We start from the raw sequence: 12,928 nt of genomic DNA on the forward strand, positions 1-12,928 counted from the left end.
CAGCTCTTCGTCAGGCCAGCGACAGCCTCCGGGCCAGCGCGGCACCCGCCGGTGCGGCCGCGCCGGGCTCCGCATGCAGCTTGAAGATGCTGACGGCGTCGGCCAGGCTGGCCGCCTGCTGCTGCAGCGCGTCCGCAGCGGCGGCGGCCTGCTCCACCAGGGCCGCATTCTGCTGCGTCACGCCATCCATCTGGCTGATGGCGATGCTGATCTGCTCGATGCCGTCGCGCTGCTCCACGCTGGCCACGGCGATCTCGCCAATGATGGCGTTGACGCGCTGCACGCTGCTCACCACGTCATCCATCGTGCGCCCCGCCTGGCCGGCCAGCACACTGCCCTCTTCCGCCGTGCGCACGGATTCGCCGATCAGCTGCTTGATTTCCATGGCCGCCGCTGCCGAACGTTGCGCCAGGTTGCGCACCTCGGTGGCAACGACGGCAAAGCCGCGTCCCTGCTCGCCGGCCCGCGCCGCTTCCACGGCCGCATTCAGGGCCAGGATATTCGTCTGGAAAGCGATACCGTCGATGACGGCGATGATATCGACGATACGCTTCGACGAGGCATTGATATGGCTCATGGTCTGCACCACCTGCGCCACGGCCTCGCCGCCGCGCTGCGCCACGTCGGAGGCGCCGCCGGCCAGCTGGCGCGCCTGGTCCGCGTTGTCGTTATTCTACCGCACGGTGGACGTCAGCTCGATCATCGAGGCAGCCGTTTCTTCCAGCGAACTGGCCTGTTCTTCCGTGCGCGACGACAGGTCCATATTGCCGCTGGCGATTTCGCCGGACGCCGTGGCGATGGCGTCCGTGCCGGCGCGCACCCGTCCCACGATGGCGGCCAGGTTGCCGCTCATGGCTTTCAAGGCGCGCAACAGGTCGCCGATTTCATCGCGGCTGCCGTCGGCCACCACGGCGCGCAGGTCGCCCGCCGCCACTTGCTGGGCGATGCCGACGGCCGCACCCAGCGGCACGGTGATGCTGCGGATCAGCCACCACACGGTCACGCTGCCGACGACCAGGGTCACCAGCACGGTGGCCAGCATGGCGATGCTGGCGCTGCGGTGCGCGGCCGCATCCTGCTCCTTCATCTGCGCCATCAGGGTGTGCGACTGCTTGCCGATGGTCGCGACGATGGCATCGATCTGGCGCGTCGGTTCGCGGTCCATGCCTTTCACCAGCGCATCGACGGCCTGGGCGCTGTCGGCGCGCGCGCCGTCATACTTTTGCAGCGCCGCCAGGTAGCTGACGCCCAGCGCGTCGTGCGCCTGCAGCGCCTGCTCCACGGGTGCCGTGTCGAGTTTTAATGCGCCCATCATCGCCTGCAGGCTTTTCAATTCCTTGCGCGTCTGCGCACCGCTGGCGACAAACGCTTCGCGGTAGCGCTGGAAGGAGGCAGCATCGCCGCCGCGCAACAGGATGTTTTTCCATTCCTGCACCTGGATCTTGAATTCCACCTGCGCGCTGCGCGCCGCGTCGACCGCTTCCGTCAAGGCGACGGAACGCTGCATGGCGTCCGCGCTGCGCGCACTGGCCGCGTCGAGCGCGCTCCAGCCACGCGCGCCAACGAACACCAGCGCAAGGAAGAAAAAGGCGCCCAACAGACCCAGGCGGACGGAGATTTTCAGATTCGCGAGTTGCATGTGTTTCTCCCGGCAGCAAGAACAGGATGGCAACAAAGACGCCACCAAAACTATCCAATTCTCACCAAATAGGGAAATCATGGGGCGCGCCCCGTGAAAAACCAAGCAGCGCTTTCGTTAGAGAAACACTTTCAACATAGAAACAACAAATTACATGGAAAAGTTGACTGCCTGGCCATATTGGCGCGCCCACAGCATGGTCAGGCCGGCAATCTTGCTGGCAGCGTCAGCGCGCCACCACAGCCGCTCCCGCGAACTCCTCGCGCAGCAGCGGATACAAACGCCGGTAGCGCGCCAGGCGGTCGTCCAGCACGGCGCACGCCTGCGGCGCCACCGTTTCCTGCACGGGCGGGCGCGTGCACACCTGCGCGGGCGGCAAGCCCGTCACCGCCATCTGCGCCAGGCGCGCCGCGCCCATGGTGCCGCCGGCCACGCCGTGGTCGTGGCGCAGCACGCGCAAGCCCGAGGCATTCGCGCACAGCTGCGCCCAGAAGCGGCTGCGCGAGCCGCCGCCGACGAACGACGCTTCTTCCAGATGCGTGCCGGCGCTGCGCAAGGCCGCATTGCCGTCGGCCATGGCAAAGGCCACGCCTTCCATCACGCTGTAGGCCAGTTCGGCGCGCCCGTGTTCCGTCGACAAGCCGAAAAATACGCCGCGCGCGGAGGCATCGTTATGCGGCGTGCGTTCGCCGCTCAGATAGGGCAGGAAGACCGGCGCCGTGCGCGCCTCGACATTTTCCGCCAGGCTGACCAGTTCGCCGATGTCGCTCGACTGCGTCAGCCGCGCCACCCAGCTGAGGCTGGACGCGGCGCTGAGGATCACGCTCATCTGGTGCCAGCGCTCGGGCAGGCAATGGCAGAACGCATGCACGCCCTGGCCCGGATTCGGCGCAAAACCATCGCTGCCCGCGAACAGCACGCCCGAGGTACCCAGCGACAGCAGGCCGGCGCCCGGCTCCACCACGCCCAGGCCCACGGCGGCGGCCGCGTTGTCGCCCGCGCCGCCGGCCAGCAGCACCGGATGCGCGATGCCCCACTCCTGGCACAGGGACGGGCGCACCTGCGCCGCAGCGTCGCTGCCTTCGACCAGGCGCGGCATATGCTCGCGCGTCAAGCCAGTAGCGGCCAGCATGCGCTCGGACCAGTCGCGCCTGGCCACGTCCAGCCACAGGGTGCCGGAAGCGTCGGACATGTCGGACACATACTCGCCTGTCAGGCGCAGCGCCACGTAATCCTTCGGCAGCAAGACCTTGGCCGTGGCGCGGAACAGCGAGGGTTCGTACTTTTGCAGCCACAGCAGCTTGGGCGCCGTGAAGCCGGGCATCGCCTGGTTGCCCGTGATGGCGCGCGACTCGGGCACCAGCGCCTCGAGTTCCACGCATTCGGCAAACGCCCGCGTGTCATTCCACAGGATGGCCGCGCGCAGCACATGCTGCTGCTTGTCGAGCAGGGTCGCGCCATGCATCTGGCCCGACAGGGCAATGCCGCGCAGGCCGGAAAACGCCACCGGCTGCGCGGCGCGGATGGCCGCGATGACGTCCAGGGTGGCGTGCCACCAGTCCTCGGGATTCTGTTCCGACCAGCCGGGATGGGGGCTGGAGACGCGCAGGGTCACGCCGGCGCTGGCAAGGATGGCCTGGGTGTCATCGGTGAGGATGGCCTTGACTTCGGAAGTGCCGATATCGATACCGAGATAAGTCATTTGATTCCAAAAGAAAGTTAAGAATGGCCGTCGCCTGACGGCTCGGGCATGTTCATCAGCAGGCAGGAGCGGAATTTCGACGGCGACATCTGCTTGTGTGCCAAAAACTGGCGGTTGAAATTGGAGAGGTTGTTGAAGCCCGTGCGATAGCAGATATCGGTGACCTTCATGTCCGTGTTCATCAGCAGCTCGCAGGCCAGCGCGATGCGCTCCTGGTTGACGTATTGAATGAACGAGGTGCCCGTATGCTTGCGGAAGAAACGCGTGAATTTGAGCGTATTCATCTCCGCCACGTCGGCCACGTCCTGCTCGCAAAAATCGAGCGTGATGTTCTGCTTGATATAGGCCAGCACCAGGTTGATGGTCGACGACATGTAGCGGCCAGCCTGCGCCAGGTAGGTGACGCTGGCCAGCGGACGCCGCTCGCGGCAGTCGCACAGCTCGCCGAACAGGCGCGTAAACAGTTCGACCCGGCGCAAGCCCTGCGCCGTCGTCAATTCCTTCATCAGCGGCACCAGGCGCAGGCCCAGCGCATCGGGAAATTGCAAGCCCCTCCCCGCCTCGGCCAGCAGGGCTTTCAGGGGCGCCATCTCCGGGAACAGCAGCGCGCAACGTTCGATGAAGTCGCTGGAAAACTGCAGCACCAGGTCGCGCTCGGGCAGGACCACGCCTTCCGGCAGTTCGCTGACCCAGTTATGCGGCAGGTTCGGCCCTGTCAAGATCAGATTGCCTGCCCCGTAACTGCCGATATGGTCGCCGATAAAAAATTTGCCATTCGATGTGATGATGAAGTGCAGCTCGTACTCGGGATGAAAATGCCATTTCGCCACGGTGTGCGGAAAACCGTGCGCCCACGCGCGAAACGATTCATGGATCGGTTTATGGATCAGTTCCAGGTCAGGCGTCACGGCAGTTCCCTTGCACGGTCTTGGTCACCCTATTCTAACCACTTACTGACCACCGGGCGCCACGGCCAGCCCGCTGTCGGCGTCGAACAGATGCATGTGCTCTTCGTCGAAGGCCAGCGCCAGGGTCTGCCCTACCTGCGCCGCGCTGTTGGCCGCATTCGCCGGCAGCAGGGCCGACAAGGTCAAGGCGCCGCACTGAAAGCTGATCAGCGCTTCGGCACCCAGCAGCTCGACCAGGTCGATGGCGCACGCCAGGCCATGGCTGCCGGCGTGTTCCTGCGGCAGCGCCGCGCGCAAGTGGTTCGGCCGCAGGCCGAAGACCACGCGCATGCCGGCCGGCAGCGGGGCGAAGCGGGGCGAAATCAGCGGCCAGCGGTAGCCGGCGCATACCAGCACCGTTTGCCCGTTCTCTTTTTCGATGACGCCGTCGATGAAATTCATGGCTGGCGTGCCGATGAAACCGGCCGCAAACAGGGTGCGCGGGTGGTTGTACAGCTCCGCCGGCGTGCCGATCTGCTCGATATGCCCGCCCCTCATCAGCACCACCCTGTCGGCCAGGGTCATCGCTTCGAGCTGGTCGTGCGTGACGTACAGGGTGGTGGTGCGCAAACGGCGGTGCAAGCGCTTGATATCGGCGCGCAGCTGCGCGCGCAGCTTGGCGTCCAGGTTCGACAGCGGCTCATCGAACAGGAATACTTGCGGCGTCTTGATCATGGCGCGCGCAATCGCCGTGCGCTGCTGCTGGCCGCCCGACATGGCGCGCGGCTTGCGCTCGAGCAGGCTGTCCAGGCTGAGGATGGCCGCCACCTCGCGCACGCGGCGCTCGATCTCGTCGTTCGGCACCTTCAGGCGGCGCAGGCCGAAGGCGATATTGTCGTACACCGTCATGTGCGGATACAGCGCGTAATTCTGGAACACCATCGCCACGTTGCGCGCGCGGGGCGGCAAGTCGTTGACGACGGCGCCGCCGATCAGCAGCTCGCCGCCGCTGATGTCTTCCAGGCCCGCGATCATGCGCAGCAAGGTCGACTTGCCGCAGCCCGATGGCCCCAGCAGGACGATGAATTCGCCGTCATCGATTTCCAGGTCGAACGGCTGCAGCACGGCCGTCTTCTCGTCATACGTCTTGTGCAGCTGCCTGCAGGCGATATTTGCCATGGTTAGTCTCCTGCCAGTTCAATCTGGATCTTGACGTCGCGCGGATGGCCCTTGGCCGCTTCCTCGAACGCCTGCACGCCGTCGGCAAAGCCGAAGGTACGCGAAATGAAGGGCTTCACGTCGATCTTGCCGGAGGCCAGCAAGGCGATGGCGCGCGGGAAGATGTTCGCGTAGCGGAACACGGATTCGATGCGCACTTCCTTGGCCTGAATGGCGACGATATCCAAAGGCACCTTATCCGGCGGCATGCCGACCAGCACCAGGCAGCCGTTCGGGCAGAGCAGATCGATGATGTTGTCGTAGGCGCGCATGCTGCCGCTGGCTTCAAAAACGATGTCGGCGCCCCAGCCGTCCGTCAGCTCGCGCACCGTATCTGCCAGGCTGGCCTGGCGCACGTCGACCGTGGTGACGGCGGGATTGCCGGCGAACAGGGCCAGTTTTTCCGGCACCAGGTCGGCCAGGATCACGCGCGAGCAGCCGCCCGCCAGCGCGGCCAGGGTGTTCATGGCGCCAATGGTGCCGGCGCCGATCACCACGGCCACGTCGCCCGGCTTGATGGCCGCCTTCCTGGCCGCCTGCAGGCCGATGGCCAGCGGTTCGACGATGGCGCCTTCGCCGAAGCTGACGTTGTCGGGCAGCTTGAAGGTGAACGAGGCCGGATGCACGACATATGGCGTGAGACAACCATGGATGGGCGGCGTGGCCCAAAAGCGCACGGCCGGATCGAGGTTGTACAGGCCGCGCATGGTGGCCGGCGAATCGAACTGCGGCACGCCCGGCTCCATGCAGACCCGGTCCCCTGCCTTCAGGTGCGTGACTTCCGCGCCCACTGCGGCCACCACGCCGGATGCCTCGTGGCCGAGCACCATCGGCGCTTCGACGGCGAAGGGGCCGATCTTGCCGTGCTTGAAGTAATGTACGTCGCTGCCGCAGATGCCCACGGTATGAATCTTGATTTTCACATCGCGCGGGCCGACGGCGAGCGGCACGTCGATATCGCGCAGGGTGATGGAATGCGCCTGTTCCAGTACGAGTGCTTGCATGATAGCCTTCCTTATTTATGTTTGAGCATGGAGTTGAGCAGCCGTCCCAGGATGCCGACGAACAGCAGCGGCGGCAGCGCCAGCAGCACGGTGGAAGCGTTCACCACGCCCCACGGCACTTCCTGGCCCATCGACGTGAAGGCCGACGCCACCACGGGCAGGGTCATGCTTTTCGAGGAGGTGAGCGCCAGCGCGATCATCAGTTCGTTCCACACCAGCACGAAGCTGAAGACGATGCCGCCCATCAGGGTTTTAGAGGCCACCGGCAGGGCCACGTGCCAGAACACCTGGTAAGGGCCGTAGCCGTCCAGCGCCGCCGCTTCCTCGATCTCTTTCGGGATGCGGGCAAACGCGGGAATCGACAGCCAGATGATGGTCGACAGGGTCACCAGCAGATATGTCACCACCATCGACAGGCGCGAGTCGTACAGGCCCAGGTCGATCCAGATCGAGATCAAGGGAATGGCGACGGCGACGGGTGGCAAAAAGCGCAGGGAGAGCAGGAAGAACTGGATATCCTTCTTGGCCGGGATCGGATAGCGGGCGATCGCATACGCGGCCGGCACGCCCAGCACGGCGCCCAGCAACACGGCCACGCCGACGATGGCCACGCTGTTGCCCAGTCCCGTCAGCACTTCGGGGCTGGCCAGCACCTGTTTGTAGTTGGCCAGGGTCGGGCTGAAGAAAAAGCGCGGCACGGGCGTGACGATATCCATCAGCTCCTTGAAGGAATTGAGCACGGCCCACAGGATGGGAAACAGCGCCACCAGCACGATGGCGGTGGTAATGGCGGTGGTGGCGGCATGGCCCATGCCGCGCCGAACAGTCAGTTTTCCCATTTGGCAACCCGCTTCCAGAGTAAAGTGAAGATGACAGTCGTGGCCAGCATCATCAGCACGGCCATGCTGGACGCATACGACACCTTGCCCATCAGGCCGATGCCTTGCGCATACGCGTACATGTCCAGGGTTTCGGTGGAGATGCCGGGGCCGCCCTTGGTCATCACGTAGATCAGGTCGAACGAACGCAGCGACTCGACCATCTTGATGAACACGAGGCTCATGATGGGTACCTTCAGCATCGGCAGCGCAATATACGCATACACCTGGAGCGTGCTGGCGTAATCGAGGCGCGCCGCTTCCAGCGGTTCGGCGGGCAGGGTTTCCAGCAGCTTCAGGATGACGGCGCCGAAGAACAGGCCCCACTGCCAGATGTCGACCAGCGCCACCGCATACAGGGCCGTGGCGGGATCGGACAGCAAGGCCGTGCCGCCCAGGCCCACGCACTCGAGCAGCCAGTTGAGGATGCCCATCAGCGGCGAATACATGAACTTCCAGATGAAGGCGGCCGAGACGCGCGGCAGCAGCACGGGCACGATCAGCAGCAGCGCGATGACGTCACGCGTGCGTCCCCTGACTCTCTCGAACAGGAACACGGCCAGCAGCACGCCGACGATCAGCGAGCCGGCCACGGTGACCACTTCCCAGATGGCCGATACCTGCACGGCATTGACGAAGCGGCGGTCGCCCAACAGGCGGATGAAATTGGCAAAGCCGACGTAATCGCTGTCGCTGTAGCGCAGTACGCGGTTTTGCAGGGCCAGGTTGATGGCGGCGATGCTGGGCACCAGGCCCAGTATCAGCAGGACCAGCAGCGGCAGCGTCAGAAACACGGCCGGCAGCCAGGTATGGCGTTTTTTACGGATAGTGTGTGGCATAGGAGAGACTCTCGCAACGGACTGTCAGGCACAGGGAAGCTGGCCGCCGCCTTCGCGGGCGGCGGCTGAACGGCATGCGGCTTACTTCCTTTTGCTAGCCCGTTGCATCACTTCCGTCGCGTACTCATTGGCCTCATCGAGCGCGCTTTGCACGTCGCCGCGCGTGCCCGTAAATACCTCTTCCAGCACCACGCCCAGGTTGTCGCCGATGTCCGGCCACTCGGGGCTAGGCCAGATGGTGACGCGCGAGACGGGCGTGGTGTCCGTCAGGCCCGCCTGGATCTGCGGCTTGACGTGCTTGCGGAAGTAGTCGCTGGCGATGGTGCTGCTGCGGTTGTAGTCGCTGAAGACGTTGTCCTTCAGGCGCGCCTGCTCCTGTTCCTTGCCCGTGGCGAAAGCGATAAACTTGCCGGCCGCCTGGCGCGTGCATTCATCCTTCGCGCCCGTGGCGGAGATGGCCAGGCCGTGGCCATAGGCGGCAGATGCCAGCGGCGCGGGTGGCCGCACATAACCGACCTTGTCGACCACCGAGGATTTTTTCGGGTCTTCCATCCAGTCGGCAAACGGCGTCGACTCGATCATGAAGGCCACCTTGCCCGACCTGAACGCTTCGAGCGCATTGCTCCAGTCGTAGGTGGCGCTGCCCGGCGGCGAATACTTGAACAAGTCGCGGTACAAGGTGGTGGCTTTCACGGCCTGCGGCGAATTGAAGGTCGGCACGCCATCCTTTTCCCACTTGCCGCCGGCGGCCAGCATGAACGGCGACCAGCGCCACACATTCATGCCAGAACCGCGCTGGCCCCGCGCCGCCCAGCCATATACGTTGGGCGGGCTGTTGAGTTTTTTCACGGCGGCGACCAGTTCGTCGAGCGTCTTCGGCACGGCGATGCCGGCCTTTTCCAGCAGGTCGCGGCGGTAGAACAGGAAGTCGCTGCCGCCGATCAGGGGCGCGAAATACGCCACGCCCTTGTACGAGGCGACGGCGCGGCGGCCCGGCAGGAAGTCGTCGTAGTCAGCTTCCTTGGGCAGGTATTTGAGCAGGGGGACGACCCAGCCTGCCGTGGCAAATTCGGCCACGTTGGCTTCATCGATGTAATAGATCTGGTAGGAACCGGCCTTGGTGGAAGCATCGAGCCTGGCCTTGGAGCGGCGGTCGTTTTCGCCGAAATAGCTGATTTGTACCTTGGTGCCGCTTTTCTTTTCATACTCGGCGAGGGTCTTTTCCATCACGGTCAGGCCCAGGCTTTTTTGCGCCAGCACCTTGAGCACAGGCACCGAGCAGCTTTGCGCCGAGGCGTCTGCGAACCCGGCGGACATGAGGGCGCCCCATGCAACAGCAGTCATGATTTTCATAACACGTCTCCATTTTTATAGTCCGGCGGTTTTCCACCGGTATGCCAACTATAAAAACAAAGACCGCGCGCCACCACTACAAAAGGCGCCGGTTTCTAAATACTTTTTTTCACTTCCCTGATACGCATTTTCCGCCTCAGTCCAGACGAAAATCCTTGCGGTAGACATTCGTCTCCTTGCCATCCGGCGGCAGGCGCGAGAAACGCTCGAAACGCAGGCCCAGCTTGTTGAGCAGGTTGATCGACGCCTGGTTCTGCTGCGAAGTGATGCCGTACAGGGTGCGCAGGCGCAGCACGTGCTGCGCATGCTGCACGATGGCGGCCGCCGCTTCCCAGGCATAGCCCTGGCCCCAATAGGCAGGGCGCACGGCATAGCCGATATCGGGGCCGGGCAGGCTGTCGCGGCGCACCAGGCCGGCCATGCCGACAGGCGCGCCGTCGCTGCGGCGCTCGACGATGTACAGCGAATAGCCATGCTCGCGGAACTGCGCCATGGGTCCCGTTTCAAGCGCGGCGCGGGCCGCTTCCAGGGTGTGGATGTTGCGCTGCCCGATGTTGGCGATCCACGACGGGTCGTTGACCAGCTCCATATAGAAGGCCGCATCGTCCAGGGTAGCGGTGCGCAGGCGCAAGCGGGGCGTCTCGATGACGGTGATCGGCTCTGTCATGGCGCCGCTCATGCCGGCCACTGCATCGGGTCGGTCAGCAGCTGGTACATCACGTAGGCATCGACATAGCCCAGCTGCGCGTGGTGGTAGGCCAGCGGCAGGGTGGCGACGACCGTGAAGCCCAGTTTTTTCCACAGGGTGACGGCGGCCAGGTTGGTGCTGACGACGAAGTTGAACTGCATCGCCAGGTAGCCCGCGCGGCGTGCTTCTTCCATGCAGTGCACGCCCAGCAGGCGGCCCACGCCCACGCCCTGCGCGGCGGGATCGACCATGAACGAGGCATTGGCCACGTGCGATCCATGGCCCGGCTGGTTCGCCACCAGCTTGTACATGCCCAGCAGGCGCTCGCTGCCCATCACGGCGACAAAGCTTTGCACGCCGGGGCCGAACCAGTAGGCATGGCACTCTTCGCGCGTGGTATCGGCGGGGAAGGTATAGGTGTCGCCGCCGGCAACCAGGGTCTGGAAGATCGGCCACATGGCGTCGAAGTCGGCTTCGTTGGCCGGGCGGATATCAATTTCTTTCAAAGCGGTACTCCCGATAACAAGTGATGGCTGATTGTATCAGCGCCCCAGGCGAAAATTGACCGTTTCGGGCCGCCCCGGCAGGTGCAGGCGCGATTGTGCGCGGGGCGCCTCGCTGACGACTTTCCCCCGCCGCAGCACCAGGCGCCGCGCCGCGCGCAGGCGCAGCGCTTCCACCGTGGAGCTGCAATCGAGGATCAGCAAGTCCGCATGGCAGCCGGGCGCGATGCCGTAGCCATCGAGGCCCAGGATGCGCGCCGGCGTCTCCGTCACGGCCAGGAAGCAGTCGTGCATGGCTTGCTGGCCCGTCATCTGCGCCACGTGCAAACCCATGTGCGCCACTTCCAGCATGTCGCCCGACCCCAGGCTGTACCACGGGTCCATCACGCAGTCGTGGCCGAAGGCGACGGGAATGCCGGCGGCCAGCATCTCGGGCACGCGCGTCATGCCGCGCCGTTTCGGATACGTGTCGTGGCGCGCCTGCAAAGTGATGTTGATGAGGGGGTTGGCAATGGCCGCCACGCCCGCCTCGCGGATCAGGGGCAGCAGTTTGCTGACATAATAATTGTCCATCGAATGCATGGATGTCAGGTGCGACCCCGTCACCCTGCCCTGCATGCCAAGGCGCTGGCTGTGAAAGGCCAGGGTTTCGATGTGGCGCGACAGCGGGTCGTCCGACTCGTCGCAGTGCATGTCGACCATCAGGCCACGTTCACAGGCAAATTCGCACAGCAGGCGCACGGATTCCGCGCCGTCGGCCATGGTGCGCTCGAAATGCGGGATGCCGCCCACCACGTCGACGCCCATGGCAATCGCGCGCTTCAGATTGTCGAAGGCGCCGGGGCTGCGCAGGATGCCATCCTGCGGGAAGGCCACCAGCTGCAAATCGAGATACGGCGCCACTTGCCGCTTGACGTCGAGCAGCGCTTCGACGGCCAGCAGGCGCGGGTCGCAGATATCCACGTGCGAGCGGATGGCCAGCAAGCCGCGCGCCACGGCCCAGTCGCAATACTGCAAGGCGCGTTCCACCAGGGCGTCCTGCGTCAATTGCGGCTTCAGTTCGCCCCACAGGGCAATGCCTTCGAGCAGGGTGCCGGAGGCGTTCACGCGCGGCAAGCCGTAGCTGAGCGTGGCGTCCATGTGGAAGTGGGCGTCGACAAACGGCGGCGTGACGAGGTCGCCGGCGGCGTCGATCTCTTGCGCGCCCGCCACGGGCAAGGCGGGGCCGACGGCGGCGATGCGGCCGCCCTCGATGGCAATATCGATGGCGCGGCGCCCGTCGGGCAGGCTGGCATTGCGGATGACAAGGTCCATGCGGACACTCCTTCTGTTGGCTACTTGGGGGCAATGACATTATTGCCATTACATCTACTTCCGTGCGAATGCTGCAGTGCAAAAATATAGCGACTGGCAAAAACATAGCCATAGAATCACGATGCGCGCCTTGCGCGGGCGCAAACATTCGTCAGACAGCAACAAGCTGATGAATACTATGCCGCCATGACAGGGCGGCGCGATAAAAATAACTTTCAACCAACTCGAATCACCGCTAGAATATTCATATTGCGTTGCATCAAAATCAGCCTATGATCAGCTATTCAGCACGCTACCCGCTTTACAAAACGCGCCCAACTCTGGTTTTCGGGATTTTGCAGAGCGTTTTGCCAGCATTTTAATCCGTACAAAGGAGTAAATATGTTTCCGCTTCCTGAACAAATTTCCAGCGTCGCCAAGTCGCAACTGGAAAACCAGCTGCAAATCTTCAGCACCCTGACCAGCAAAGTCTTTGAAAGCGCCGAGAAAATCATCGCCCTGAACTTGAACGCAAGCAAAGCCGCCCTGTCGCAGACAGCGGAAACGGCGCAGCACCTGCTGGAAACGCAGGACCCGCGCGACTTCTTCAGCTACAGCAGCAACCAGGCGCAGCCTAACATCGAGAGCGTGCTGGCCTACAGCCGCCAGCTGTTCGGCATCGCCTCGAGCACCCAGGCGGAATTGCTGGCCTCGGCCAAGGCCCGCCTCGATGCTGCCGCCCCTGCCGCCGCAACGGCCCCTGCCCCTGCCGCAGCCAAGCCTGCGCCGGCCATCGCCGCACCTGCCGCTGCCCCTGTCGCTGCACCTGCGCCAGCAGCGACCCCAGCGCCCGTTGCCGCCAAGCCTGCCGAAGTGGCCAAGCCTGTTGCCAAGGCAGCACCCGCCCCCGTTGCCGCCCCCGCC

10 protein-coding genes and 2 pseudogenes are annotated in these 12,928 nt (G+C 64.3%); 1 reads left to right on the top strand and 11 read right to left on the bottom strand.

Translation table 11 applies throughout. The features are described from left to right. Window positions 1-10: 10 nt before the first annotated feature. The 11 genes and pseudogenes from CSQ92_RS15660 to CSQ92_RS15710 form a co-directional block, all read right to left on the bottom strand. A pseudogene (locus tag CSQ92_RS15660) lies at window positions 11-1,639 on the bottom strand (methyl-accepting chemotaxis protein). A gap of 226 nt (window positions 1,640-1,865) precedes the next feature. After that, window positions 1,866-3,341, bottom strand: a complete 1,476-nt coding sequence (gene xylB / locus CSQ92_RS15665; protein ID WP_099394522.1) for a xylulokinase — start codon at window positions 3,339-3,341, stop codon at window positions 1,866-1,868. A gap of 17 nt (window positions 3,342-3,358) precedes the next feature. Continuing rightward, window positions 3,359-4,249, bottom strand: coding sequence for an AraC family transcriptional regulator (locus tag CSQ92_RS15670; RefSeq protein ID WP_034786532.1), 891 nt, complete (start codon window positions 4,247-4,249; stop codon window positions 3,359-3,361). Between the two features lie 69 nt (window positions 4,250-4,318). After that, a pseudogene (locus CSQ92_RS15675) lies at window positions 4,319-5,407 on the bottom strand (ABC transporter ATP-binding protein); the annotation flags it as partial. 2 nt (window positions 5,408-5,409) lie between these two features. Further along, entirely contained in the window at window positions 5,410-6,450 is a 1,041-nt protein-coding gene (locus tag CSQ92_RS15680) for an NAD(P)-dependent alcohol dehydrogenase (RefSeq protein WP_070281392.1), read from the bottom strand. An 11-nt stretch (window positions 6,451-6,461) separates the two neighbouring features. Then, complete coding sequence (locus CSQ92_RS15685) at window positions 6,462-7,289, bottom strand: carbohydrate ABC transporter permease (RefSeq protein WP_099394523.1); 828 nt, start codon at window positions 7,287-7,289, stop codon at window positions 6,462-6,464. Further along, the gene (locus tag CSQ92_RS15690; protein ID WP_099394524.1) at window positions 7,277-8,167 is read right to left on the bottom strand and encodes a carbohydrate ABC transporter permease; all 891 of its coding nucleotides are present in this window, start codon (window positions 8,165-8,167) and stop codon (window positions 7,277-7,279) included. Before CSQ92_RS15690 ends, CSQ92_RS15685 begins: the two co-directional genes overlap by 13 nt. Window positions 8,168-8,248: 81 nt before the next feature. Next, the gene (locus CSQ92_RS15695; RefSeq protein ID WP_099394525.1) at window positions 8,249-9,520 is read right to left on the bottom strand and encodes an ABC transporter substrate-binding protein; all 1,272 of its coding nucleotides are present in this window, start codon (window positions 9,518-9,520) and stop codon (window positions 8,249-8,251) included. 136 nt (window positions 9,521-9,656) lie between these two features. Continuing rightward, window positions 9,657-10,187 carry a GNAT family N-acetyltransferase gene (locus tag CSQ92_RS15700; protein WP_099394732.1) on the bottom strand — a complete coding sequence of 177 codons (531 nt, stop codon included), beginning with the start codon at window positions 10,185-10,187 and terminating at the stop codon, window positions 9,657-9,659. Between the two features lie 8 nt (window positions 10,188-10,195). Further along, window positions 10,196-10,714 carry a GNAT family N-acetyltransferase gene (locus CSQ92_RS15705; RefSeq protein WP_034786527.1) on the bottom strand — a complete coding sequence of 173 codons (519 nt, stop codon included), beginning with the start codon at window positions 10,712-10,714 and terminating at the stop codon, window positions 10,196-10,198. Window positions 10,715-10,750: 36 nt separating this feature from the next. Beyond that, entirely contained in the window at window positions 10,751-12,025 is a 1,275-nt protein-coding gene (locus CSQ92_RS15710) for an amidohydrolase family protein (protein WP_092608230.1), read from the bottom strand. A gap of 381 nt (window positions 12,026-12,406) precedes the next feature. Here CSQ92_RS15710 and CSQ92_RS15715 point away from each other — a divergent pair. After that, a partial coding sequence (locus CSQ92_RS15715) for a phasin family protein (protein WP_099394526.1) occupies window positions 12,407-12,928 on the top strand: 522 nt, incomplete at its 3' end.

Origin of the sequence: Janthinobacterium sp. BJB446 (assembly GCF_002735655.1) — a bacterium.
In the GTDB taxonomy this organism is placed as follows: Bacteria; Pseudomonadota; Gammaproteobacteria; order Burkholderiales; family Burkholderiaceae_D; genus Janthinobacterium; species Janthinobacterium lividum.